Consider the following 26,149-nt stretch of genomic DNA (forward strand, 5'->3'; position numbering starts at 1 on the left):
AATCTAGATTATTAGAATAATCCAGATTATCTTTCCGGGCATGGATGTCGACCAGCACATGAACCGGGTCCCCGACTACGCCGCGTTCCCGACCGTGGACCAGATGCACGGCGAGCTCGACGAGCTCGCCGCCGCCCATCCGCACCTGGTACGGCTGCGCCGCATCGGCACCTCGCGCCTCGGCGAACCGCTGCGCGTGGCCACGATCGGCGCAGGCCCCCACGACGCGGTGATCATCGGCGGCCCCCACCCCAACGAGCCGATCGGCGCGCTCACCGTGAGCAGCCTGCTACGCCGGCTGATCGACGATGCCTGGCTCCGCGAGGAGTTCGGCTACCGATGGCACCTCATCCCCTGCGTCGACCCCGACGGAGCCCGCCTCAACGAGGGCTGGTACGTCCGGCCGGGTGACCGCCGCGCCTACGCCGAGCACTTCTACCGCCCGTGCGAGGCCGACCAGGTCGAGTGGACCTTCCCGCTGACCGGCGAGGGCTACACCTTCGACCGCACGCTTCCTGAGACCGAGGCGCTGATGGGGCTGATGGACGAGGTCAGGCCCTCCTTCGTCTATTCGCTGCACAACGGCGAGCTCCAGGGCGCCTTCTACTACCTCAGCAGGAACGAGCCCGGCCTCGCCGCCGCCCTGACCGCCATCGCGGCAGGCCAGGGCCTGCCGCTGCACATGGGCCCGCCGGAGGTCCCGAGCGCGACCCGGATCGCCCCTGCGGCGTACGTGACACCGCGCGGCGCCGAGCTCGGAGAGATCTACGGCATCGGCGGCGGCAGCGTCGACTACGCCGACCGCTTCGGCGCCCTGCACCTGGTGACCGAGCTCCCCTACTGGGCCGATCCCCGCGTCTCCGACGAGACCCCCACAGGCCAGACGTACGGTGAGGTGATCTCGACCTATCTCACCGGCCAGCGCGACCTGATCGCCGAGCTGAGGCAGTCCCTGGCGAAGGCCGACTCCGAGCTGACCGTGCGCTCACCCTTCCGCCGCGCCCTGGAGGACTTCCTCGGCGCCCATGACGACTACATCTCCGAATGGGAGGACTACCCCGGCGCCGACCAGCCCGCCACGGTAGCCGAGGTCGTCGGCAAGGAGCAGCTCAAGCACAGCATGCGGCTGAGGTACGGCGGGATGTGCCTGCGCCTGCTGGACGCCGAGCTCGCCGCGGGCAACCCGGCCCCGGCCATCCGGGCCGAACGCGCCCGGGTGAAGGCGCTCTTCGACGCCTGGTTCACCGAAGCCGAGAGCGACTTCTCCGCCACGCCGATCCCGATCCGCACCCTGGTCGCCGTCCAGCTCGGCGCCGCCCTGCTGGCAGCGGAGGCGGCGAAGGCGTCGGCGCCGTCGCGCGGAGCGATCCCCTCCCCGCCCGGCGACTCGGCGCGATCCGGTGACCGGATGCTCTCGACCGCCCCCGCGTCCCACGAGATCGCTCCTTAGCAGTCCCGCATCCGACGCAGCGCGACAGCAGCGAGGCGCCGAACGAGTGACCGCGTGCCCCGTCGTTTCGACAGGGAAGCTCTTGGACGGCCCCATCGAGCGTCGTTCCGCACGGCGGGTGAGCGTGGTCCGCACTATGGTGGACGGCTACATTTGTCCCGGGCTGTCGAGACGGGTCGAGCCAACGTTGGTGGGGTTGTGCGCCAGATCAAGGACGTGAAGCTGGGTGATCACGTGTGCTTGGCGTTCGCCCACGAGGCCGAGCAGCGTGCGGTGGTGACCGCCTTCCTGGCCGGCGGCCTGGAGAGCCGGGAGCGCGTGCTGTACTTCAGCGACGCGCCCGGCTCGGATCGGGTGCGGTCGTGGCTGGAGGAGGCCGGTGTGGACGTGGCCTCGGCCGGCGCCGCGCGCCGCCTGGAGTTCAGAACGGCTCAGGAGAGCTATCTCTCAGGGGGCCGTTTCGACCCGGACACGATGATCGAGATACTGCGCCGTGAGGTCGACGCCAGCCTGGCGGCGGGCTGGGCAGGGCTGCGGGTCAGCGGGGAGATGAGCTGGGCGCTGGCCGGACAGCCGGGCACCGATCAGCTGGAGGACTTCGAGCGACGCGTCACCGGTGTCTACGCCGTGGGCCGCGCCGTGGGCTTGTGCCAGTACGACGCACGGCTGTTCCCGGCCGAGCGGCTGACCGGGCTGACCGACTGCCATCCCGAGCAGGCGCAGATGAACGCCCTGTTCGAGACCGGCACGCTCAGCATCACGCCGACCTTCGACGCCGACGGCGCGCGCGTCCTGCGCGTGGCCGGCACCGTGGACCACAGCACCACCCCCACCTGGAGTGCCGCGCTGCAGCAGGCCGCCCGCGCGGGCGGCGACGTGCGAGTGGACATGGCCGAGCTGGAGTTCATCGACGTGGCGGGTATCCGCGAACTGGCCTCGGCGGCCTCGGCGCTGACCGAGGGAAGCAGCCTGCGCATCCGCCACCTGGCACCCCGGCTGAGACAGATCATCACCCTGGTGGGCTGGGACGCGGTCCCCGGCCTGGTCATCGAGCAGGAGGCGGTGCGCGCATGAGCACCACCATCAACCCCGACGCGCGCACTCCCTCAGCAGGGCTGATCCACCATGCGCTGATCTACGGCAGCGACCAGGAGTTCCTGGCCGCCACCATCCCCTTCTGCCTGGACGGCCTGGCCGCCGGAGACAGGGTGCTGGCGGTGACCACCCCTGCCAACATCGACCTGCTGACCGGCGCCCTGGACACCGCCGCGGCCGAGGTGGACTTCGTCGAGGCCGGTAACTGGTACCACGCCCCCGGCCGCACGCTGGCCGCCTACGGCCACTACGTCGACGACCACAAGCGGCGGCATCCGCGTGTGCGCGTCATCGGCGAGCCGCTCTGGCACGGCCGGACCCCGGCGCAACAAGCCGAATGGACGCGGTACGAGTCGGTGATCAACGCCGCGTTCGCCACGAGCCCGGCCTGGATCGTCTGCCCCTACGACGAGCGGGCGCTGCCCGAGCAGATCGTCTCCGACGCCCGCCGTACCCACCCCGACCTCATGTCGGGCCCCGCCTGGCAGGCCAGCCCCGCCTACACCGACCCCGTGGCCTTCACCTACGCCACCGACCACCTGCCGCTGTCGCCCGCGCCCGCCGGCACCGCCACGGACTTCGGCTTCGACGCCGACCTGCACCGCATGCGGCAGCGGCTCGCGAGCCTGGCCGCCGGCCTCGGCCTGGGAGCCGACCAGACCGACCGGCTCATGCTGGCGGTCAACGAGGTCGCCACCAACGCCGTCGAGCACGGCGGCGGGCACGGCCGCATCCGGATGTGGATCGACGGCGACGTCCTCGTCTGCGACGTCACTGATCCCGGGCACCTCGACACCCCGATCCCCGGCTACCTGCCCCCCGACCCCGCCGCCCCTCGCGGACACGGTCTGTGGGTGGTACGCCAGCTGTGCGAGCTCCTGGAAATCCGCACCGGCCGGCCCGGCACCCAGATCCGCCTGCACCTCGCGCGCATCTGAACCCAGCGCTCCGCACGGTGCCGCCGCGACCTGCCACGGCGGCACCGCCCCCTCGTCCGGCGTTCGGGGTGGCCGGCCGCTGCGCCCTCGCCGCACGGGACGACCTACCGACATAGGGTTCCGCGCTCCACGCTCACGGGGCGTTCTCACCCCTCGAGCGCCGCCGCCATGTGGTCGAGGTCGGCGAGGAGATCGGCCAGCCGTCGCTCGGGGACGGCGCCGGTCATGCGCTGGTCGATGGCGTAGACGACGGATCGTGCCGCCGCCAGGCGACGGTGACCCTCCTCGGTGAGGTGGGCGGGTAGAGCGCGACCGCGGTCGGTGGTGGCCGGCCGGGTGATGAGACCGGCGTCCTGCAGTCCGCGAAGGACCACGTTCATGGACTGCCGCGTGACGAAGGCGCCCCTGGCCAACTCGGCGTTGGACAGGCCGGGGCGCTGGTCGAGGAGTTCGAGGCAGGCATACTGCGGCACCGTCAGGCCGCGCTCCCGCAGCGCTCCGTCCATCGCGCCGCGCAGCGCCGCGGCGGCGCGCTTCAGGCGGTATCCCAGGCGCTCGGTCACGTCGTCGGGCGGCGCTGCCTGGCTGGAGGGACTCCCATCATGCATGTCAGGAGTTTGACATGCAAGACCGACGCCGTCTACTTTCGAGGCATGTCAAAGTCCTGACATCATATCGATCGAGGAGTACTCATGACCGTCACCGTCAGCGGGCCGGACTTCGTCGCTCTGCAGGTGCGCGACGTCGAAGCGGCAGCCGTCTTCTACGAGAAGCACCTCGGGCTGCGCAGAGCGCCTGCCTCGCCGCCAGGGGCCGTGGTCTTCGCCACCGAGCCGGTTCCTTTCGCCGTCCGCGAGCCGCTGCCGGGGGTGGATCTCGACACCGTCGAGCGGCCCGGCCTCGGGGTCGCCCTGTGGTTCCGCACCACTGACGCGCAGGCCCTGCACGACCGGCTCCACGCCGCAGGGACCACCATCGTCAAGGCGCCCGAGAATGGCCCGTTCGGCAGGATGTTCACGTTCGTCGGCCCTGAGGGCTACGCCATCACCGCCCACGAGGGCTGACAACGAGGCCCTTCCCTGCCGTGTCCGTCCGGTGGTGGGGGCAGGCTCCCTCTGAACGGGACCCGCCCCCACGGCGTCAGGACAGCAGGCTGTCGCCGATCCATCCGCTCGGCGAACAGCCCGGCGGAATGGCGAACACGGCGGAGCCGATCGGAGTGATCCATTCGTTGAGCAGGTCGGCCTCGGCGAGGTTGCGCTGGACGGGCACGAACTGATGGTCGATGTCCGCCTGGTAGGAGGCGAACAGCAGCCCCGAGTCGGATCTCCCGTCGGGAGCGAGTCCGTCGTCGTAGTTGTAGGGGCGGCGCAGGATCCGCATCCCCGGGTCGCTGACGTGGGCGCGCCTGATGTGGGCGTACTCGGAGATGACGGGGAAGCCGAGCGCGTTGACCTTCTCGAAGTCGGGCTCGTCCCGCTCGGCCCTGCCGGTCAGCGGCGCCCCGTCCGCCAGGCGACGGCCGATGGTGAACTCCCTGGCCACCCGGTCGGCGGCGTCCCAGGTCTCGAGCTCCATCCTGATCCTGCGCAGCACCAGCGTGGTGCCGCCGCGCAGGGGCCCGTCGCTGATCCACACCGCCCGGTCCAGGTCGGCCGGGTTGACGGTGCCGTCCACCTGGCCCATCAGGTTGCGGTTGACCGTCCCCGAGGACTGCCGGAAGCCCCGCTGGGTCCAGCGGACCCGGGTGAAAGAGCGCGCGTCCTTGACGATCATGCGGAGGGCGTGGGACACGGTGAGGTTGTCGTCGGCGCAGATCTGCACGAGCAGGTCACCGCCGCTCCATCGCTTCTGGAGCCGGTCGGTGGTGAAGGCGGGCAGCGCCTTCACCGGCGAGTCCAGCCCCGCCGCCCTGAACAGGCCGGGCCCGAACCCGAAGGTGACGGTCAGCCGAGCGGGCGTGAGCGCCAGCTCCGGCTCGGTGTCGGCCAGCGCGGGACGCCCCTGGGTGAGACGGCGGGCGTCGTCGGTGAGCAGCCGCAACAGCCGGACGATCGCCTCCTTGCGGGTCGTCTCAAGCAGGTCGAATCCCACGAAGACGGCGTGCGTCTGCGGCGTCGTGGCGATCCCGGCCTGGTGGAGCCCGTCGAACGGTTCGATGAGCGGGGTGAGGGTGGCCGCTCCACCAGAGGCCTGCTCGGAGGGCACGCCGCCGGCGAGGGCGCCGACCGCGGTGGCGGCTCCCCCCGCGAGCAGGCCCCGGCGGCTGATCCGGGGTGCGACCATCAGCCGTTGCCCTCGCCCATCTTCATGCCGGGCTGGTAGTCCTCCTTGCCGCCGGCGAAGTCCTTGCCGACCGCGGTGAACTCCAGAGTGCCGCCGTCCTTGAGGGTGAGGGTGAAGGCGATCTCCGCGCCCGGCTTCACCTCCTGGGCGAGGTCCATCAGCATGATGTGGTCACCGCCCGGCTGGAGCTCGTGGGTGCCGCGCGGGGGGATCACGAAGCCGCCCTCCTTGGGGCGCATGACCATCTTCCCGCCGGACTCGACGACCTCGTGCAGTTCGATCTTCGGCGACAGCGGGGAGGAGCCGGAGACCACGGTCACCTCGGCGTCGGAGTTGTTGACCAGGGTGCCGAACGCGGCGCTCATGCCCTTCTTCGCGGTCTTCACCCAGGGGTCGGTGATCGACACCGCGCCGGTCGCGGCGCTCGTGGCAGGCGCGGCCGCGCTGGCCGGAGCGGCCGCCGGCGCAGCGGACGGCTGCTGGCCACCACAACCGGCGAGCGTCAACGCGGCCAGGAGGACGGCGGAAGGAACGATACGGCGAGGGAACACAGGAATGCCTTTCTTCGCCCGTACGGCATGCCGAGGGCAGCCGCGACGGCACGGAGGTTGTCACGGGAGTTCGACCACCGGGCGGCGTCAGGCCGGCCCGATGCAGGCCCGCGCGCGAGCCAGGAAAAGAGAACGGCGCCGTCCGAGACCAGAGGGTCAGGCGGCGGTGACAACCTGAGGCGGGCCGCGCCTGCTGACCGCGTGGCGCAGGACGGCCGGGCGCAGCTGACGCGGCTCGTCGGCGAAGACGACGGCGACGGCGGCCGAAGAAGGCGTGAGGTACAGGACGAGGACCCGGCACACACCGGCCGCCAGGCGCCGGAGCAGCCCCCACAACGCGGCCTCGCCGCGCGCCAGCCAGAGAGCGGTCAGCCCGACCGCCCAGCCGTGGACGACGAGCATGCCGATCCCCGGCACCAGGCCAGGGTGCAGGTGCAGGGGCCCTGCGGGGGCGGAGGAGATCGGGGAGCTCAGGGAGAACAGCAGATGCAGGACGGCCTGCAGGGCCCCGAGGAGCGGAAGGATCACGCCGAGGGCGCGTTCGCGTCCTGACAGCGGCCACGCCGCCGCGAATGCCAGCCCCAGCCCACCCGCCGCGGCGGGCACGGACAGCGTGCCCCCGCCGAGCAGGTGAGCGAGCACGCCCAGCCCGAGACACGCCACGGCGAAGCTCGAGGCACGAGTCAGGCGGAAGGGCAGGCCGGCGGACATGATGGGGATCATCATTCCAGATCGCCGCGGCGGTCGCCGGACGAGGTCCGCAGGGACCGGCTCCGGTGGGATCTGATAGCGTCCGCCGTGCACGTGACCGACCGAGGAGGTGAGACCCATTACCGCTGTATCAGGCTGGGTACTCCCCTCCCCCATGGTTGTACGGTCCATCTGACACAGGTGGCCCCGGGAGTGCCCGCAGGCATCCCGAAAGGCAACACACCTGTGCGCATCACTTCGCAGACGACCTCCGACGGCGTCTCGGAACGTCTTTTCGCCCTCGACGACATCCCCGGCGTGATCTGGTCGCCCTCCGAGGGCACCGCCGGCCGTCCCCTGGTGCTGCTGGGCCATGGCGGCGGCCAGCACAAGAAGGCAGAGGGTCTCGTGGCCCGCGCCCACCGCTACGTGAAGGACTGCGGCTTCGCCGTGGCGGCCATCGACGCGCCAGGGCACGGTGACCGGCCGAAAGTCGAGCGGCACGAGCGGCTCGTGGCCGACATCAGGCAACGAGTGGCGCGGGGCGAGGCCCTCGGCTCTCACATCGCCCGCTACAACGTCGTGCTGGCCGAGCAGGCGGTTCCCGAGTGGCGGGCCACCCTGGACGCGCTCCGGGAGCTCGACCACGTCGGGCCCGTGGGGTACTGGGGAGCCTCGATGGGTGGCGCGATCGGCGTGCCGCTCGTCGCCGCCGAACCGAGGATCACCGCCGCCGTGCTCGGCCTCACCGGCCACGAGAGCCTGACCGAGGCGGCGAGGGGGATCACCGTCCCCGTCGAGTTCCTGCTCCAGTGGGACGACGAGATGGTTCCGCGCGAGGCGGGCCTCGCGCTGTTCGACGCCTTCGCCTCCCCCGAGAAGACGCTGCACGCCAACCCCGGCCGCCACGCGGGCGTACCCGCCTTCGAGCTGGACAGCTCAGCGCGCTTCTTCACCCGCCACCTCCTGGAGGCCGGCGGTCCCGCGGAGGTTGAGGGGTCCTGACGCCAGGGGGTGGGAATCGAACGATTCTCGACCCCCGTCCGGCCCGTGCAGGGCGGCCGCACAGCCGCCCTGCACTTCACCGCAAACCGGACATACCGCCGGGCTCTCAGCCAATGCCTTGACCAGAAGTGAGCATTCCCGCAGGTCAGCGCCGTAATCGCGACACCGTTCATTCACCCCTTCGGCACCCGTAAGGCGCACAGGGGTCACTCCATACACAAGGGATAAACTGGACAAACGACGGCACACAGGACGAATGAGCCCGTCTTCTTCCTGGGCGACGCGGCAGTCAGTCCAGCGCCCCGGGTATCACCGGACAGGCGAGGTGAGGGCCATGACCGATCCATCGGGAAGACCAGAGCGCCCAGCACACCACGAAGAGCCCTGGATACCGACGCGCCGCGACTTCCTCGTGCGAGCAGCGGGTCTGGGCGCGTTCGCAGGACTGGCCTTCGACCTCCCGCTCGGTCCCTACGCGGCACGCGCGTCCGTGGCAGGGAGCGCCGGCGCGCACGCGCGGCCCCCCGTAGCCCTCTGGAATCTCACCGAGCCGGAGTACCGGGCCGCCTTCGACGGGTACTTCGGGCGGTGGGGTTACCGGATGGCGGACGTCTGCGGCTACGAGGCCGGCGGCCAGGCGCGTTATGCCGCGATCTGGGAGCCGGCTCATCCTTCAGGGCCTGACACGCAGCGGTGCTACCACGTGATCCCGTTCAGCGACTACCCCGGACACTTCGACCGGCTCAAGGGCGACGGCTACCGGCCTGTCCGCGTCAACGGCTACAGCGTCGCAGGCCAGACGTTCTTCGCCACCATCTGGGAGAAGGACAGGCCGATCCCCCTGTGGCAGGCGCATCATGCGGTCAAACTCGACGAGCTCTACGCGCATGTCTCCAAGATCCGCAAGGAGGGCTACGTCCTCGTCGACCTCTGCGGGTACTCGGGACCGGGCCTGACCGAGACGCTCTGCGACACCGTCTGGGAGGGCTGGCCGGGATACGACACGAGCTGGTGGTGGATCCAGCCGCAGGTCAGCGAGATCAACTACCAGGCGCAGTTCGACCGGATGGACAAGGTCCACGACCGTCCGACCCGGGTCATCGGCTTCACTCACCTCTCCCACAAACATCGGATGTACGCCTCGACGTGGGTGAAGTCGGACGGACGCTTGTGGGCCACGCGCCACGGGATCGACTCCGGGACGATGGACAACGAGGTTCAGCAGAAGAGAAGCGCGGGGTATCGGCTGGTATCCCTCGGAGGATTCTCGGCCGGCCTCGGCAAGGACGCCGTGCCGGCGTTCTGCCCGATCTGGGAGAAGCGCGAGGCGGGTCCCGTCATAACCAGCCTGGTGGCCAGATTCATGCGGTACCACGAGGTGCCGGGGTTGTCCTTGGCGATAGCCAAGGATGGGCGGTTGGTCCACGCCCAGGGCTTCGGCCTGGCGGACAAGGCGAGTGGCGAGAGGGTGACGACCTCCACCCTGTTCAGGACCGCCAGCATCGCCAAGACGATCACCGCGGCCGCCGTCATGAAACTGGCGTCAGAGGGCAAGCTGTCTCCCATAGATTTGGTCTTCGGGAGCAGTGGACATCTCAAGGACCTGGGTACGCCCGAGGATGCGAGAGCCGAGAAGATCATCGTTCTGCATCTCCTGCAGCACCTGGCCGGCGGCTGGGCGAACGACGCGAACGATCCCATGTACACCAACCCCTCGCTCGGCCAGAACGAGCTCATCTCCTGGGTGCTCAAGAACCGGTCGCTGGACAATGCTCCCGGCACGACCTTCGCCTACTCCAACTTCGGATACTGCGTGCTCGGCAGGGTCATCGAGAAGGCGACAGGCAAGCCGTACGACGCGTACGTCAAGGAGAACATCCTGGCCCCGAGTGGGGTCACCGGCATGCAGATCGCCGGAAACACCCAGGCCGACCGGCGCCAGGGAGAGGCGGTCTACTACGGCCAGGCCGGGGAGAACCCGTACGACGCGCAGGTGGCGCGGATGGACGCGCACGGGGGCTGGCTGGCCACGGCCGTCGACCTGCTGCGCTTCGCCGTGCGCGTGGACGGCCTGCCCACCAGGCCCGACATCCTGGATCGCGACTGGATCGCCTACATGACCAAGCCGTCCGGCCTCTTCGGTTCGAACGGCTGCGCCAGCGGGTGGTTCACGAACACCGCCGGAACATGGTGGCACCTCGGCAATCTGGTGGGAACCGAAGCCGTCCTGGTACGCACCGCGGACGGCTTCTGCTGGGCGGCACTGATCAACACCAGACGGCGGGATCCCGTCCATCAGAACACCGAGACAGGCCTCGACAACCTGATGTGGGCCATCCGCGACCAGGTGGACCTCTGGCCCCAGGGACAGGACCTGTGACCCGGCCGGCAGGTGGGTCGGTGTGTCGTCCGAGCGGTCGCCGGCGTACCGGACCTGGGCCTCACTCCTCGGCGTAGAGCAGCACCGGGGCGAGGTCGGGGCGCTTGGCGCTGCGGCCGTCCCCTGAGGACCTGCCGCGGATGCGGCGGTAGATCCACGGGCCTGCGAAGCCGGCGACCCAGCGGACCTCGGTCCCCGCGGTGCGCAGGCGGCCGCGCGGAGCGACCGGTACGAGCGGGGCCGACCAGGTGTCGTCGCTGCCGGGCAGCCCGAGGGCGTGCGCGAAGGCCGCGGCGATCCTGGCGTGGCCCAGCGGGCTGGCGTGCAGGCGGTCGGCGCTCCACATCCTGACGTCGGTGGCGAAGGCGTGCGGGAAGGTGTCGACCACCGTGACGTCATGGCGGGCGGCGGCCTCGCGGACGCGTTCGTTCAGCGCGAGCACGCGAGGCAGCAGCGGCCGGGCCAGCGGCGCGATCTTGCCGATGTCGGGAAAGGTCACCGTCAGGACGTGCGCGCCCGAGGCGGTGAGAGCGGCGAACATCTCCTCCAGGCTCGCGGCCACCGTGTCGGCGTCGAAGCCTGGCCTGATCAGGTCGTTCATCCCGGCTATCACCGTGGCCAGGTCGGGCCGCAACGCCAGTGCGGCGGGCAGCTGCTCGGCCAGGACCTGCGAGGCGAGGCGTCCCCGCACGCTCAGGTTGGCGTAGTGGAGGTCGGGGAAGGCCGCGGCGAGATGTTCGGCGAGCCGGTCGGCCAGGCCGCGGTAGCCGCGGATCTCGTCGCCGTCGCCGAGCCCCTCGGTCTGGCTGTCGCCGAGCGCGACGTACCGCGTGAAGGTCCTGGGCGGGGGCTCGGCGTTGTGGGTCATCGCTCCTCCTCGGAGTGGCTCACCATGCGGGAGCGGAGCAGGGCGGCGGTGGACAGGCACCAGTCGCGCATCTCCCGCTCCAGGCGGCATCCGGCCAGGTAGGTCAGGTACGGGCCGACCCGTGGCGACGTGCGGAGGAACTCCTCCTCGTCCAGGCCGCCGCGCAGCCGCCGCATGCCCTGCTCGAACAGGGCCAGCTTGGCGGCGGCCTCGACGGCCCGCTCGTCGAGCTGGGCCAGTACGGGGGCGGGGTCGAGATGGTCGACGGCCTGGACCTTCACCGCCAGGTCGTCGCGCATGGACAGCGGCTTGGACGTAGCCGCGGCGAAGGCGGCCAGCTCCTCCAGCCCCGCCTCGGTGACCGTGAAGACCCGCTTGTTCGGCCTGTCGAGCTGGATGACCTGTTGCCCGGAGATCATCCCGGCCTTCTCCAGCTTCGCCAGCTCGGTGTAGAGCTGCTGCGGCGAGGCGTACCAGAAATTGGACACGCCCACGTCGAAGATCTTCGCGAGCTGGTAGCCGGTGAACTCGCCGTCCAGCATCGCCGCCAGCACCGCATGTCGTAATGCCATGGAGCAGAACTATCTACTCAATTCCATGACTAGTCAACAAATGGCCCCTGGCATTGACACATAGGTAGGGCCTACTCACGACAAGTCACCGATCCGCGGCCATGGTGGGGTCCACAGTTTCCGGCTCCGTTCCATGGGGGGTACGCGGCATGCGATGGGTTCGACTGTTAGTTGCGTCAATGCTGGCGCTGGCCGGGGCGACACTCTCGGGTGTCGCGCCGGCCCAGGCGGAGACCGTGGAGGTCACCGTCCACCTCTACCGGGTGGTGGAGTTGTCGTGCGACGAGGGCGCCGGCGAGGCGTGCGGCAACGACTACTACCCGAAATTCGAGATCGATCATCAAGGGCTGTTCGATGGCAGGGACACGTACTGCTGCGCCCATGGCGGCGACTTCAGGACCAACTGGGTCTACAAGAAGACGATCGACACCAGCCACAATCCGGTCCGGATCCAGATGCAGCTGTGGGATCAGGATGACCTCACCCAGGACGGGCCCATCAGGTGGACGAAGGGCGGCAGCGCCTCCCTGGATCTCGACTTCAACCTGGACACCTGCGTGTTCACCGGCGGCGGGCTGACCACTCAGCAGGGCGCCAACCATCCGACGCTCGCGGGAGAGAGTGAGGGGACAGGGGAGGACTCGGCCCGCGGCTTCTTCACGATCACCACTCCTGACTGCATGGCGCCCTCCCGCGACGCCGACAGCGACGGCGACGGCCTGATGAACAGCTGGGAGACCCAGGGGCGGGGCCTCGACGTCAACAACGACGACCCGGTCGATCTGGCTCTGGGTGACGCGCCGTTCAACGCCGTGCCGTATCGCAAGGACCTGTTCGTCGAGGCCGACTATATGGAGGGGCACAAGCCGCAGGACGGCGTGCTCAAGGAAGTGGTGGAGGCCTTCGCCAACGCTCCGGTCGATCCCTACCCCGACCCCGCGGATCCGACGAAGACGAGGTTCCGCGGGATCGCGCTGCACGCCATGGAGGGCGAGCAGCTGCCGGAGGTGAAGAAGATCAAATTCTCGAACCCGATCGACGGTGACCAGAACGACTTCAACGACTTCAAGAACGGCAACCCGGTCGTCAAGGAGCCCGGCAGGTGCTCGGGCCGCTTCGGCGCCCCGGCCGACCGGTCCAGCCAGAACTGCGTCCACATCCTGGAGGCCCGGAAGCAGGCCTTCCGCTACATGATCTTCGCGCACTCCTACGAGGAGAGCCCGAAGTCATCCGGCAGGGCGGAGATCGATGTGAACACCCTCGTGGGCGGCAACGACTTCATCGTCACCGTCGGCTCATGGTCGGACTTCACCGACGTGGGCGGACGCAAGAGCGCGGAGGCCGCCACGTTCATGCACGAGCTGGGGCACACGCTCGGCCTGGGGCACGGCGGCGACGACTCCGTCAACTGCAAGCCCAACTACCTCAGCGTGATGAACTACACCCTCCAGTTTGACACGCAGTACACCTCGAGGCCGCTCGACTACGCCAACGTGGCCAAGGGCACTGTCCTGCGCACCGAGCTGGACGAGGCGCACCTCAACGAGAACGACGGTGTGCACGGCAAGCCCGACCCGGATCGCACCCTCGTGTACGGCGTCGGCGGCAAGATCAGAACCGCGACCGCGACCGACGGGCCCACCGACTGGAACGGCGTCAACGGCGACAAGGAGGATGACGTCTCCGCCGACATCAACCTCATCGAGGTCATCAAACCAGGCTGCGACGCGGGCACAGGGGACACACTGCGCGGTCACGACGACTGGTCGCACCTGCAGTACAACCCCCGCCTGCACACCGTCTTCTTCGGCGACGGTCCCCGGCTCAACCTGCCGGAGGAGCTGACGGAGGACAACATCAAAGCGATGTTCCAGAAGGCCGACCTGAAGGTCACTAAGACGGCCGACCAGGCCGAGGCGGTCGGCGGGGACACGATCGGCTACACGGTGGCGGTGACCAACCTCGGTCCCGGCACTGCCACCAAGCTCTCACTCACCGACACGCTGCCCGACGGCACCAAGCAGCAGCGCTCGCTGCCCGACCTGGGCAACGGCGCCGTCAACACGATCACGCCGAAGTTCACCTACGAGGTGCCCTGCGACACGAGCGACGGCACCGTGCTCACCAACAGCGTGACGGTGACGGGAACCGACACCGACGGCGTGCCGGACCCCACGCTCAGCGACAACACCGCTCAGGCCAAGACCATGGTGCGGGCCCCGGTGCTGACCGTGAGCCAGAAGGCCACAGCCACCGTCAACGCGGGCGAGGCCATCACCTACACCATCACCTACGCCAACACCGGCGGAGGCGCCGCCTCGAAGGTCGCCGTCACCGCCACGCTGCCCCCGGGCGTCTACTACAGCGCCGCCCTCGACCTGGGCGCCGGGCCGGAACCGAGCTCGGTGACGCTCAACGCGGACGGCACCAGGACGCTGGTCTGGAACCAGGCGGCGCTTCCCGCGCAGTCGGGTGATAAGACCATATCCTTCACGGCCAGGCCGACTCTGCTGGCGCTCGCCGGCACCAGCTACGCGGGCCAGATCTCGGTGAGCTACACGAACAGCACCGGCGCCTGCACCTTCGAGCCCGTCACGAGCTCGGCCACGACCACGGTGACGGTCGTGCCGCCCACGCGCGACCCGAAGTCCAAGGGGTTCTGGAAGAACCACGAGGACCTGTGGACGAGCGAGTTCCTCGCCCGGATCCAGGCCACCGACCAGCGCTACGACACCGACAGGAGCGGGGGGATCTCCGCCTCCGAGGTCACCACGGCCTTCGGGGGGGACAACGCTCCCAAGTCCGTGCTCCTGGAGCATCTTCTGGGCACGTACTTCAACCTGGGCACGCGGCGGATCAACGCGGGCACGGGCATCACCTCGCCCGTGGGAGGCACCGTGCGGGAGGCCGTCCTGTACGCGCACGGCACCCTGCTGCTGCCGGTCGACTCCGGCACGGCGGCGCGCTACAGCCAGACCATCGGTGTGCTGGACGACATCAACGCGAACAAGATCGAAGCGTACTGACCGGGCCGGCGCGTCCCACGATGCGTGGGACGCGCCCTCCGGGCAGCCATGACCGGTCGGCGCCACGCGGCGACGGCGTCGGACGTGTTCCGGCCGTCGCCGCTCAGCGTGATCTCGGGCCTCCCCGACCCGCCGGCCGACGACCGGGCACCCCCTGACCATCCTGCCGTCATCTCCGTGCCACCCAGGCGGTCTACCGTGCGCGCATGATGATCCGCAGGCTACTCGTGGGCGCGCTGGCCGTCCTGACGAGCGGTACCGTCGCCGTTGTGCTGTTCCAGTCCGACCCCGCCACGGCCGAGCGCCGTGCACAGGCTCCCATCGTGATCGGCCATCGTGGCGCCAGCGCCCACCGCCCCGAGCACACACTGTTGTCGTACGAGGCCGCCATCGCCATGGGCGCCGACTACATCGAGCCCGACCTGGTCTCCACCAAGGACCACGTCCTGGTGGCCCGTCACGAGAACGAGATCTCCGGCACCACCGACGTGGCCTCCCGGCCCGAGTTCGCCGATCGGCGCACCACCAAGACGATCGACGGCAGGGCGGTCACCGGCTGGTTCACCGAGGACTTCACCCTCGCCGAGCTCAAGACGCTGCGCGCCAAGGAACGCGTGCCCGACCTGCGCCCCGACAACGCCGCCTTCGACGGGCTGGCGGAGATCCCCACGTTCGAGGAGGTCGTCCGCCTCGCACAGCGCCACGGCGTGGGCGTCTACCCCGAGACCAAGCACCCGACCTACTTCGACTCCATCGGCCTGTCGCTGGAGGAGCCGCTGCTGGAGGTGCTGAACACCCACAGGGTGCGCAAGGCCTTCATCCAGTCGTTCGAGACCGCCAACCTGCGCGACCTGCGCGCCAAGACCAGACTGCCGCTGATCCAGCTGATCACCTGGGGCGGCGCGCCGTACGACTGGACGGCCGCCGGCGATCCGCGCACCTATGACGACATGGTCAAGCCGGAAGGTCTGCGCGAGGTGGCCGCGTACGCCGACGGGATCGGCGTGGACACCCGCAGGGTCGTGCCCGTCGGCCCGGACGGCAGGCTGCAGCAGCCGACCACGCTGATCGCCGACGCCCATCGGAGGCGACTGCTGGTGCACGTCTGGACGGTGCGCAACGAGAACTCCCAGCTGCCCCTCGACCACCGGCTCGGCGACCCGGCCAGCCCGGTCTTCTCCAGGGCCACGGGTGACGTGATGGGCTGGCTGCGCAGGCTCGTGGAGCTCGGCATCGACGGGGCGTTCTGCGACGACCCCGGCATGGGCAGGGCCGTGATCACCCGGCAGGCCGCACGCCCTGGCGGGTGAGCCCCCGGGCTGCCCGCACCAGCCCTCGCCGGCCTCTGGCCGGCGAGGGCACCCGATACCCGGCGCCGCAAGAACGCGGCGGATATCTTCACGCCTCCCCGACGCCTGAAGAAATCTTTGAACAGAATGATCAAAAGTATGGACAGACAGGTGAGGCCGGGTGAAAATCCGATCGTCAATCGAAGATCGCGGAAACGCCGGGCGGGTGCTCCGTCCCGCGCGTAACCCCTGCTCACCATGGGCGAGGATGTATGCGGGTACTGCGTGGGCTGTTCACGGCGACACTGATCTTAGCGATCTCTCCGGCGGTGCCCGCCCAGGCGGGCGCAGTGCCGGAGCCACCTCCGAGAGCGGTGGAGGAGCAGTCGACGACCGAGGCGTCCGCGGTCGCGGCGGCGCGCCACACCGGTCAGCCTGTCGAGATCGAGTCCATGCGCACCGAGACCCGCCAGGTCTTCGCCAAGCCGGACGGCACCCTCGTCCTGGAGCACAACGTACGCCCTGTCCGCGTACGCCGGTCAGGCGGCTGGGTCCCCGTCGACACCACTCTGCGCCTCAACCCCGACGGCACGGTCAGCCCGGCCGCGGCGGCGGTCGGGCTCACGTTCTCCGGCGGCGGCAGCGCCCCGCTGGCCAGGCTGTCGCGCGGCGCCAAGTCCCTGGAACTCGGCTGGCGGGGCGCGCTGCCCAAGCCCACGCTGAAGGGCGACACCGCCACCTACGCCGAGGTCATGCCGGGCGTCGACCTCCAGGTCACCGCGGACGTGGACGGCTTCTCCCACGTCCTGGTGGTCAAGTCGCGAGCCGCCGCGGCGAGCATGACGGAGCTGACCTTCCCGCTGTCCGCCTCCGGCCTGTCGGTGAAGGCCGACAGGGCGGGCAACCTCGAGGCCACCGACAGGAACGAGGGCACGATCTTCATCGCGCCCACCCCGAAGATGTGGGACTCCGAGGGAATCACGAGCCCGCAGGCGCTCAAGGAAGGCCGCTCCCCCGAGGCCCGCGAGGCCGCGATGGGTGTGGAGCTGACGGGCAGGCAGCTGCGGCTCAAGCCGGACAGGAAGATGATGACGGACCCGAAGACCCGGTTCCCCGTCTACCTGGATCCCTACTTCTCCGCCGCGCGCAACGCCTGGACGGCGGTCTGGAGCAACTGGCCCAACTCCAACTACCTCAACTCCAGCGACGTCGCCAGGGTCGGCCACGTCGAGTCGCAGAAGAACCGCTCGTTCTACCAGATGAACACCGGCTCGACCATCCACGGCAAGCAGATCATCAAGGCGACGCTGCGCACGTACGAGACGTGGTCGTACTCGTGCAGCGCTCGCAAGGTCGAGGCCTGGGCGACCAACCCCATCGGCAAGAGCACCACCTGGAACAACCAGCCCACCTGGGTCAGGCTGCTCTCCACGGTGAACGTGGCCAAGGGCTGGGGCCCTGCCTGCCTGCCAGGCGGCGTCGAGTTCGACGTCACCTCGCAGGTCGTGGACGCCGCCGCCAAGAAGTGGCCCAACGTCACCATCGGCCTGCGCGCCACCAGCGAGACCGACGTGTACGCCTGGAAGAAGTTCAAGAACAACCCCAGCCTGGTCATCGAGTACAACTCGCTGCCCAGCGCCCCGGTGGCGGCCGACGTCTGGTCGGACCCCGGCGGCCCCTGCGTCTCCGGCGACGACCGGCCGATCATCAGCACCGCCGCACCGAAGCTGTGGGCCAAGCTGAGGGACACCGACAACTCCGTCCGCGGCCGCTTCGAGTGGTACAACGCGGCCGGGGTGAAGACGGGCGAGCACCTCACCCCCTTGGGGTCGTCGGGCGCCGCCTACTACGCGACGATCCCGGTGAGCCTGTACGCCGACGGCGCGCTGATCCGCTGGCGGGCCCGCGCCGAGGACGGCAAGGCCACCAGCGCGTGGAGCCCCTGGTGCGAGGCCACCGTGGACGCCACGGCCCCCAGCAGGGAGCCGGCGGTCTCCTCGCCGCAGTACACGGAGAACGGCTGGAGCGACGGGGTCGGTCTGCCCGGCACGTTCACGTTCGCCCCGAACGGCGTCTCCGACGTCGCCGCCTACGTCTGGGGCCTCGACTCCACGCCCAGGACGGAGGTCGCCCCCGGCCAGGACGGCAGCGCCACCATCGCGCTGACACCGCGCCACGACGGCCCCAACGTCCTGTCGGTCCGCAGCAAGGACCGCGCGGGCCAGCTCGGGCCCATCCGCACCTACGTCTTCAACGTCAACGCGGGCAAGGGCCCCAGCGGGCACTGGTCGCTGGACGAGGGTCAGGGCAGCGTGGCGGCCGACACCGCGCAGGCCCACCCCGCGACGCTGTACGGAGCGGCGTGGACCTCCGGCAGGACCGGCACGGCGCTCAGACTGGCCAACGCCTACGCCCAGACCTCCGGCCCCGTCATCGACACCAGCCGCAACTTCACCGTCAGCGCCTGGGCCCGCCTGACCGGCACGGCCGCCTCCGCCACCGCCGTCACCCAGGAGGGCGGCAGGACGGGCGCGTTCTCGCTGCAGTACGCCAAGGCCGACGACCGCTGGGCGCTGACCGTGGCGGGCTCGGACGCGGACGGCGCGCCTGCGGTGCGCGCCCTGTCCACGGCCGCGCCGAGGCTGAACGAGTGGACCCACCTGACCGGCGTCTACGACTCGGCGGCCGGCCAGATCTCGCTCTACGTGAACGGCAGACTGGAGGCCACGGTCGCCGTCACGCCGCCGTGGAGCGCCGCAGGCCCTCTGACGATCGGCAGGGGGAAGGTCAACGGGGCGGCTTCGGAGTACTGGCCAGGCGACGTCGACGAGGTGCGGGTCTACGGCCGCGCCATGTTCGCCGACGAGATCGCCGACCTGGTCAACAGCGCTGCCACGCTGGTCGGCCACTGGAGGCTGGATGAGGAGTCCGGCTTGTCGGCGGCCGACGCCTCGGGCCGGGCGACGGCCGCGACGCTCGCCGGAGCCGCCTCGTGGACGTCGGGCTGGCTGGACGGCGCGCTCGCGCTCGACGGCGTCAACGGTTACGCGCAGACGACCGCGCCCGTGGTCAACACCAGGACCGGGTTCACCGTGGCCGCCTGGGCCCAGCTCGACTACCTGCCCACCCGTGACACGACGGCCGTGGCCCAGCCGGGCAGCAGGGCCGCCGGATTCCAGCTCGGCTTCGACAAGGAACAGGGACGGTGGACCCTCGGCATGGCCGCCGCCGACACCGACACCGCCGCTCTCGTCCGCACCCGCTCCGACGACATCCCCAACCCGCTGGAGTGGGCCCACATCGCCGGCGTGTACGACCCGCTGGCCGGTCAGCTCCGCGTCTACGTCAACGGCCGCCTGTCCACCACCACCGTCACCGACCACCTGAGCGCGTGGAACGCCACCGGCCCGCTGCAACTGGGCCGGACCAAGACCGCGGGCACCTTCACCGGCTTCTGGCCGGGGGCGGTGGACGACGTCCGCGCCTATGACGGCGTCCTGAGCGCCGAGCACATCGCACAGCTAGCCGCCCAGTAACTCCCGCACCGCACCCCCGACTGGGAGAGGTTCATGGACCTGCCGGATGAGTTAGAGCTGCCCGAATCCCGCTGGAATCGCACTCCTCCGCCCGAAGAACCCGAGCTTCCCGACCCCTCGTGGAACCGTTTCCAGGAGCCCAGGCGCGAGTCGCCCTGGCCCCGCAGGATCGCCACCACGCTCTCCGTCCTCCTCGTCGTGCAGCTGGTGCAGACCTTGCCCGCCTCGGCCGCCTCTCGCCCCGCCCCGTCCGTGCAGAAGGAGAAGCCGGTCAAGGGACAGGCGGTCCCCGTCCTTGCGCCGATGGCCGATCCCGTCCAGAAACAGGTGTGGAAAGCGCCGCCAAGGGTCGCCTGGCCCAAACCCCAGAAGGCCGAGCTGGGCGGCGGCGCCGCCACCCTGGCGGCCGGCTTCCCCGTCAAGCTGGCTCCCGCGCGGGGGGAGGCCAGAGCCGCGGCCGCCGCCGAGCCGGTGAGCGTGGAACTGCTCGACACCGAGCTGCTCGGCCTGGCGATGCGCGTCTCCCCCGGCCAGGGCGTCGCGGCCGCCGGGGCGGCGAAGAAGACCCGCCTGCAGATCGACTACTCCGGCTTCCGTCACGCCTACGGCGGCGACTACGGCGCCAGGCTGCGGATGGTCAAGGTGGACGAATGCGCGCTCGACGCGGCCGCCGCGAACTGCGCGGCGCCCGAGCCGGTGAAGAGCGAGAACGACGCCAAGGCCGGCACCCTGACCGCCGAGGTCGAGACAGGCGCGGTGTACGCGCTCACGGCCGCCGCCTCCGGGCAGTCGGGCGACCATTCGGCCACCTCCCTGTCCCCCTCCGCCGACTGGAGCGTCGGCACCCAGACCGGCGACTTCACCTGGGGCTACGACATGCGCACGCCGCCCGCGCTGGGTGGCGACGAGCCGGAGATCTCCCTGGGCTACTCCTCGCAGAGCGTGGACGGCCGCACCGCCTCCACCAACAACCAGGCGTCGTGGGCCGGTGACGGCTTCGAGCTCAACCCGGGCGGCTACATCGAGCGCCGCTACAAGTCCTGCATGATCGACGGCAAGAAGACCGGCGACCTGTGCTGGGACCAGGACAACGCCACCCTGTCGCTCGGCGGCTCCGCCGTGGAGCTGGTCAAGGACGCCACCACCAAGCAGTGGCGGCCCAAGCGCGACGACGGCACCCGCATCGAGTACCTCACAGGGGCCGCCAACGGCGACAACAACGGCGAGTACTGGCGCGTCACCACCTCCGACGGCACCCAGTACACCTTCGGACTCAACCGCCTGCCCGGCTGGGTGACCGGCAAGCCGGAGACCAAATCGGTCCAGACGGTGCCGGTGTTCGGCAACAACAGCGGCGAGCCCTGCTACTCCAGCACCCCTGCCAACGCCTGGTGCCAGCAGGCCTACCGGTGGAACCTCGACTACGCCGTGGACCCCCACGGGAACGCGACCACGTACTGGTACGAGCGCGAGACCAACCACTACGGCCGCAACTCCAAGCCTGAGCTGGGCACGCCGTACGTCCGAAACGCCTACCTCGCCCGCATCGACTACGGCTACCTGCAGGGCGAGCTGTTCACCAAGGCCCCTGCCTCCCGCGTGCTGTTCGAGGTGGCCGAGCGCTGCCTGCCCAGCGGCACCGTCACCTGCGCCGCCGACCAGCTCAAGAAGGAGACCGCCAGTCACTGGCCGGACGTCCCGTTCGACCAGATCTGCGACGCCGGAGTGAAGTGCGTCGACCGCACGACGCCGACGTTCTTCACCCGCAAGCGGCTGACCAAGGTCACCACCCAGGTCCGCAACGCCGCCGGCCAGTACTACGCGGTGGACTCCTGGGCGCTGACCCACCAGTTCCCCGCCACGGGCGACGGCCTCAGCCCGTCGCTGTGGCTGGCCTCTGTCCAGCAGACCGGCCACGTGGGCGGCACGATCACGCTGCCCAAGACCACCTTCATCGGCGTCCAGCTCCCCAACAGGGTGGACGCCACCGAGGGCCGCGCCCCGCTGGTCAAGTGGCGCGTCCAGTCGGTCGACAACGGGACCGGCGGCGAGCTGCGGGTCAACTACGCCCCCGCCGACTGCGCGCCGGGCGCGCTGCCGGCACCTGACAAGAACACCAGGCGGTGCTTCCCGCAGCGCTGGACGCCGCAGAACGAGACCGAGGTCACCGACTGGTTCCACAAGTACGTGGTGTCGCAGACGATCGAGGTGGACCGCGTCGCGGCCTCGCCCAACGTGGTCACCAGCTACGAGTACCTGGACGGCGCCGCCTGGCACTACGCCGACAACATCCTCGTCAAGCCCGAGCACCGCACGTGGTCGGACTTCCGGGGGTTCGGCCGGGTACGGGTGCGTGAGGGCGACGGGCAGGACACCAAGCGCACGCTGACCGAGTTCCGGTACTTCCGCGGCATGCACGGCGACAAGCAGGCCGACGGCTCCAGGCGCAGCGTGCAGATCGAGGACTCCGAGGGCGGCAAGCTGGACGACCTCGACCAGTACTCCGGCTTCGAGCGCGAGGAGATCCTCTACGACGGCGACGGCGGGGCCGTCCTGAAGGCGTCCGCCGAGCAGCCGTGGTCGGTGAAGACCGCCGAGTCGACGCAGGGCGGCGTCACCAAGACCGCGCACGTGGTCGAGGCCAAGTCCATGGTCACCCGTACCGCGCTGCCGGGCGGTAGCTGGCGGCGGACCGGCGAGGAGCGCTCCTACGACACCAGGGGCCTGCTCACCCAGGTGGAGGAGAAGGGCGACCTGGCCTCGCCCGACGACGACCAGTGCACGAGCTACACCTACGCCCGCAACGACGCGAGCTGGATGCTCGACTATCCCAGCCGCGTCCAGAAGATCGCCGCGAGCTGCGGCACCCCCGTGTCCACGCTGGCCGCCGGTGAGCTGATCTCCGACGAGAAGGTCCAGTACGACGGCAAGGCGTACGGCCAGGCACCGAGCAAGGGCGATGTGACCTCGGTCCAGCAGATCGTCTCAGGGGACGGCGCGACGATCACCGGCAGCGCCCACACCTACGACGTGTACGGCCGCGAGACCAGCGAGACCGACGCCATCGGCACCAAGGCCGTGACCACCTACAGCCCGGCCACGGGGGCCCTTCCGACCGAGATCACCGAGACCAACCAGCTCGGCCACGTCGAGCGCACGATCCTCGAACCGGCCTGGGGCGAGCCCGTGGCCGAGGTCGACGCGAACAACCGCCGCACCGACCTGGAGTACGACGCGCTCGGCCGCCTGACCAAGGTCTGGCAGGCCGACCGCAACAAGGCGGCGGGACAGTCGCCCAGCACCGAGTACTCCTACGTCATGCGCGCCGACGGCCCCAGCATCGTCACCACCAAGACGCTGCGCGCCGACGGCGGCTACACCGCCAGCCACGAGCTGTACGACGGCCTGACGCGCGAGCGCCAGACCCAGGAACCCGCGCCCAGGGACGACCAGACGCAGGATCCCGCGCTGCGTGACGGCCGCACGATCACCGACACCTTCTACAACTCCCTGGGCGAGCAGTCCAAGACCAACACCGGCTACTTCGCCACCGGGACGCCCTCCACCGACCTGCTGGCGGTGGCCGACACCGACGTGCCCACGCAGGTCGTGTCCGTCTTCGACGGGACGGGCGACGTCAACGCGCAGATCCTCAAGGCGAAGGGCGTGGAGAAATACCGGGTCTCCTCCAAGCAGGAGGGCGACCGGGTCCACATGACGCCGCCGCCCGGCGGCACGGCGACCACCCGCATCGGTGACGCCGAGGACCGCCTGATCGAGCTGCGCCAGTACAAGGGCGCGACCCCGACCGGCGAGTACGAGTCCACCAAGTACGGCTACGACCACGCCGGACGACTGTCCACGGTGACCGACTCCGCAGGCAACGTGTGGCGCCACCACTACGACCTGCGCGGCCGGGAGATCAAGACCGAGGACCCCGACAAGGGCGTCACGACGATGACGTACAACGACGCCGACGAGATCGTCAGCACCACCGACGCCCGCGGCAAGACGCTGTGGTACGTCTACGACGAACTGGGCCGCAAGAAGGAGATGCGCGAGGGCACCGCGACCGGTCCGCTGCTCGCGGAGTGGAAGTACGACGCCCTGGCCAAGGGCCACATGAACGCCAGCATCCGGTACGTGGGCGGGCAGGCGTACAAGGCGGAGATCAACGCCGTCGACGCCGACTACCGGCCGCTGCGCGAGACCGTCACCATCCCCGAGCGGGAGGGCAAGCTGGCGGGCTCGTACGTGCTCAACACCCGCTACACGCTCGACAACCAGGTCCAGTCCGTCAGCTTCCCCGCCGCGGGCGGCCTGGCGGAGGAGTCGGTCGTCTACAGCTACGACGAGCTGGGCCAGCCGACCAAGGTCACCGGCCTGTCGTCGTACGTGACCGCGACCCGCTACTCCAAGCTGGGCGAGACCCTGCAGTACGAGCTGGGCACCGGAGGCAAGAAGAGCTGGCTCACCTACACCCACGACGAGTCCACCCGCAGGCTGACCGGCATGCGACTGGACAGGGAGAGCGCCGCCGCGACCGACCTGGACCTCAGCTACACCTACGACGCGGTCGGCAACATCACCAAGATCGCCGACAAGGGCGCGAGCGGTCAGGACACGCAGTGCTTCTCCTATGACCATCTGCGCCGCCTGACCTCGGCCTGGACGGGCACCGACGACTGCGCCGGCGGCAGCCCCCAGCCGGACAAGATCGGCGGTGTGGCCCCGTACGCGGTCAGCTACGCCTACGACTCCACCGGCAACCGGATCAAGGAGACCAAGCACGGATGGGGCGGCGCGGGCGACGCGGTCCGCTCCTACACCTACCCGCAGGCGGGCGGAAAGCAGCCGCACGCGCTGCAGGCCGTCGGCGCCGACCTCTTCGAGTACGACGCCGCGGGCAACACCACCAGGCGCAAGGTCGCCGCCTCGGACCAGACCCTGGCCTGGGACGCCGAAGGCAACCTGGAGTCGGTGACGGAGGCGGGCAAGACGACGTCGTTCGTGTACGACGCCGACGGCAACCGGCTGCTCCGCAAGACGCCGACCGACGCCACGCTCTACGTCGACGACATGGAGCTGCGCTTCGACTTCGCCAAGGACGTCGTCGAGCAGACCCGCTTCTACACCATCAACGACCACCCCATCGCCGTACGCACGAACGACAACCAGGTCTACCTGCTGGCCAACGACCACCAGGGCACCGCGCAGGCCGCGGTGAACGCCGGCAACGGCGAGCTGGCCGTACGGAGGACGACGCCGTTCGGCGAGAACCGGGGCTCGCCCCCGCCATGGTGGCCGGGGCAGCGCGGATTCGTCGGAGGCACGCAGGATGCGACGACCGGGCTCGTCCACCTCGGCGCCCGCGAGTACGACCCCGGTAACGGCCGCTTCCTGTCGGTGGACCCGGTCATCGACGATGTGGATCCGCAGCAGCTCAACGCCTACGCCTACGCCAACAACAGCCCCGTCACGATGAGCGACCCCGACGGGCAGCTGGTCTGGTTCGTGGTCGGCATCGGCGTCCGTATCGGGGCCCGTTACCTGGCCAAGAAGCTGGCCCAGCGCGCCATCAGGCGAGAGGCGCTTCGCCGTGCCAGGGAGGCTGCCAGGAAGCGGGCCCTGGCGGAGGCGAGGAAGCGAGCCTTGGAGGAGGCCAAGAAGCGGGCCAGGGAGGAGGCCAAGAAACGGGCGCTCGCCGAGGCGAAGAAGCGGCGGCTGGCGGCCGCCAGGAAGAAGGCGGCCGAGGCCGCCAGGAAGGCGCGGGAGGCGGCGGCGAAGCGACGGGCCGCGATGGCGGCCAGGAGAGAGGCGAGGAAGGCGGCTCGCGAGGCGGCGGCCAAGCGGCGGATGGCGCTGGCCTCTCAGCGACGCAACCACCGGGCCGGCCGGATTCCCAGGGGAATCCAGCACGCGCGCTCGCGTCCGGCGAGCCGTCCCACCAGCCACAGGGCGACGCAGCGGCAGTCGCCGCCCAAGGCGAACCGGCAGCCGGCGCAGCCACGGCCGAGTCAGGTCTACCGCAACGACGGCTCGGTTCAGCCGACCCAGTCCTACACCGTCTACGGCAACGGCCGGATGTATCCGCAGGGCAGGCCACCGTCGAACCTGCCGCAGCGCGGCGGCTCCGGCCAGGGCCAGAAGCAGATCTTCAAGCCGGAGAAGTACGAGATCGAGACGAACAGGAGGGGCGCCGCGACCGCCGAGCTCGGCGCCCGAGGTCAGAAGATCGCGGACAACTTCGTCGATCTGTTCGACATCTGGTTCGGCGGACTCTGACAGCACCTCCATCCGCTGAGCGCTGACCGGCGCGGGACCCTCGAGGTCCCGCGCCGGCGGCGTCTCGCCGTCCGAGGAGGATCGGCTTCCGGATCAGGAGGGCGCCGACGGTACCTCGCTCACCGCCCCGGCGGTGTCATCGGGTCGGCCCGGCACAGGTCTCCCGAACGGCTCGCCG

The 26,149-nt window shown here is 70.1% G+C and carries 16 protein-coding genes; 10 read left to right on the plus strand and 6 right to left on the minus strand.

What is annotated here, in order from left to right; all coding sequences use genetic code 11:
• Positions 1 to 40: 40 nt before the first annotated feature.
• The 3 genes from FHR33_RS06920 to FHR33_RS06930 all read left to right on the plus strand — a co-directional run bounded on the left by FHR33_RS06920 (position 41) and on the right by FHR33_RS06930 (position 3,483).
• A complete protein-coding gene (locus tag FHR33_RS06920) occupies positions 41 to 1,450 on the plus strand; it encodes a M14 family zinc carboxypeptidase (RefSeq protein ID WP_183645076.1) in 1,410 nt (469 codons plus the stop codon).
• 198 nt (positions 1,451 to 1,648) lie between these two features.
• Positions 1,649 to 2,524: an MEDS and STAS domain-containing protein gene (locus FHR33_RS06925; RefSeq protein ID WP_183645080.1), complete on the plus strand. Its 876-nt coding sequence runs from the start codon at positions 1,649 to 1,651 to the stop codon at positions 2,522 to 2,524.
• A complete protein-coding gene (locus tag FHR33_RS06930) occupies positions 2,521 to 3,483 on the plus strand; it encodes an anti-sigma factor RsbA family regulatory protein (protein ID WP_183645083.1) in 963 nt (320 codons plus the stop codon). Before FHR33_RS06925 ends, FHR33_RS06930 begins: the two co-directional genes overlap by 4 nt.
• A gap of 146 nt (positions 3,484 to 3,629) precedes the next feature.
• On the opposite strand, the gene FHR33_RS06935 is transcribed toward FHR33_RS06930, so the two are convergent.
• Positions 3,630 to 4,091: a MarR family winged helix-turn-helix transcriptional regulator gene (locus FHR33_RS06935; protein WP_183645086.1), complete on the minus strand. Its 462-nt coding sequence runs from the start codon at positions 4,089 to 4,091 to the stop codon at positions 3,630 to 3,632.
• Positions 4,092 to 4,175: 84 nt separating this feature from the next.
• Here FHR33_RS06935 and FHR33_RS06940 point away from each other — a divergent pair, with 84 nt between their 5' ends.
• Positions 4,176 to 4,547, plus strand: a complete 372-nt coding sequence (locus tag FHR33_RS06940; protein ID WP_183645089.1) for a VOC family protein — start codon at positions 4,176 to 4,178, stop codon at positions 4,545 to 4,547.
• 76 nt (positions 4,548 to 4,623) lie between these two features.
• Here FHR33_RS06940 and FHR33_RS06945 read toward each other — a convergent pair whose 3' ends face one another.
• From FHR33_RS06945 to FHR33_RS06955, 3 genes are all read right to left on the minus strand, one after another.
• Positions 4,624 to 5,769, minus strand: coding sequence for a Dyp-type peroxidase (locus FHR33_RS06945; protein WP_183645092.1), 1,146 nt, complete (start codon positions 5,767 to 5,769; stop codon positions 4,624 to 4,626).
• Complete coding sequence (locus FHR33_RS06950; protein WP_183645095.1) at positions 5,769 to 6,320, minus strand: copper chaperone PCu(A)C; 552 nt, start codon at positions 6,318 to 6,320, stop codon at positions 5,769 to 5,771. The genes FHR33_RS06945 and FHR33_RS06950 overlap by 1 nt, the downstream gene beginning before the upstream one ends.
• 156 nt (positions 6,321 to 6,476) lie before the next feature.
• Entirely contained in the window at positions 6,477 to 7,031 is a 555-nt protein-coding gene (locus FHR33_RS06955) for an MFS transporter (protein ID WP_183645098.1), read from the minus strand.
• A 225-nt stretch (positions 7,032 to 7,256) separates the two neighbouring features.
• Between FHR33_RS06955 and FHR33_RS06960 the strand changes: the two genes are divergently transcribed.
• Together FHR33_RS06960 and FHR33_RS06965 are read left to right on the plus strand one after the other, a co-directional pair.
• A complete protein-coding gene (locus tag FHR33_RS06960) occupies positions 7,257 to 8,015 on the plus strand; it encodes a dienelactone hydrolase family protein (RefSeq protein ID WP_183645101.1) in 759 nt (252 codons plus the stop codon).
• Between the two features lie 334 nt (positions 8,016 to 8,349).
• On the plus strand, positions 8,350 to 10,395 hold the full coding sequence (locus tag FHR33_RS06965) for a serine hydrolase (protein ID WP_183645103.1): 2,046 nt from the start codon (positions 8,350 to 8,352) through the stop codon (positions 10,393 to 10,395).
• Between the two features lie 61 nt (positions 10,396 to 10,456).
• Here the strand turns inward: FHR33_RS06965 and FHR33_RS06970 are convergent, their stop codons facing one another.
• Entirely contained in the window at positions 10,457 to 11,263 is an 807-nt protein-coding gene (locus tag FHR33_RS06970) for an SGNH/GDSL hydrolase family protein (protein ID WP_183645106.1), read from the minus strand.
• Positions 11,260 to 11,835, minus strand: coding sequence for a PadR family transcriptional regulator (locus FHR33_RS06975; RefSeq protein WP_183645109.1), 576 nt, complete (start codon positions 11,833 to 11,835; stop codon positions 11,260 to 11,262). Before FHR33_RS06975 ends, FHR33_RS06970 begins: the two co-directional genes overlap by 4 nt.
• A gap of 179 nt (positions 11,836 to 12,014) precedes the next feature.
• Between FHR33_RS06975 and FHR33_RS06980 the strand changes: the two genes are divergently transcribed.
• The 4 genes from FHR33_RS06980 (at position 12,015) to FHR33_RS06995 (ending at position 25,971) form a co-directional block, all read left to right on the plus strand.
• Positions 12,015 to 14,861 (plus strand): DUF11 domain-containing protein, encoded by a 2,847-nt coding sequence (locus tag FHR33_RS06980; protein WP_183645112.1) that lies wholly within the window; start codon positions 12,015 to 12,017, stop codon positions 14,859 to 14,861.
• A gap of 206 nt (positions 14,862 to 15,067) precedes the next feature.
• Positions 15,068 to 16,171: a glycerophosphodiester phosphodiesterase gene (locus FHR33_RS06985; RefSeq protein WP_183645114.1), complete on the plus strand. Its 1,104-nt coding sequence runs from the start codon at positions 15,068 to 15,070 to the stop codon at positions 16,169 to 16,171.
• A 251-nt stretch (positions 16,172 to 16,422) separates the two neighbouring features.
• On the plus strand, positions 16,423 to 19,686 hold the full coding sequence (locus FHR33_RS06990; protein ID WP_183645117.1) for a LamG-like jellyroll fold domain-containing protein: 3,264 nt from the start codon (positions 16,423 to 16,425) through the stop codon (positions 19,684 to 19,686).
• Positions 19,687 to 19,719: 33 nt separating this feature from the next.
• Positions 19,720 to 25,971 carry an RHS repeat-associated core domain-containing protein gene (locus FHR33_RS06995; protein WP_183645120.1) on the plus strand — a complete coding sequence of 2,084 codons (6,252 nt, stop codon included), beginning with the start codon at positions 19,720 to 19,722 and terminating at the stop codon, positions 25,969 to 25,971.
• Positions 25,972 to 26,149: the final 178 nt, after the last annotated feature.

The sequence above is a fragment of the Nonomuraea dietziae genome, assembly GCF_014195505.1.
In the GTDB taxonomy this organism is placed as follows: Bacteria; Actinomycetota; Actinomycetes; order Streptosporangiales; family Streptosporangiaceae; genus Nonomuraea; species Nonomuraea roseola.